This window comes from Paenibacillus xylanilyticus, assembly GCF_013359935.1.
Classification (GTDB): Bacteria; Bacillota; Bacilli; order Paenibacillales; family Paenibacillaceae; genus Paenibacillus; species Paenibacillus xylanilyticus.
In genome coordinates, this window is record NZ_JABMCB010000194.1 from 1 (window position 1) to 301 (window position 301).

1 rRNA gene is annotated in these 301 nt (G+C 52.5%); it reads left to right on the forward strand.

What is annotated here, in order from left to right:
- Window positions 1-301, forward strand: a 23S ribosomal RNA gene (locus tag HP552_RS22525); the annotation flags it as partial.

Here is a 301-nt window from a genome sequence, read left to right on the forward strand (position 1 = left end):
GAGCACACGGAGGATGCCTAGGCGCTAGGAGCCGATGAAGGACGTGGCGAACAACGAAACTGCCTCGGGGAGCTGTAAGCAAGCTTTGATCCGGGGATGTCCGAATGGGGAAACCCAGCTGGGGTAATTTCCAGTTACTCATAACTGAATACATAGGTTATGTAGAGGCATACCAGGGGAACTGAAACATCTAAGTACCTTGAGGAAGAGAAAACAATAGTGATTCCGTCAGTAGCGGCGAGCGAACGCGGAGAAGCCCAAACCAGAGAGCTTGCTCTCTGGGGTTGTGGGACGTCTCACA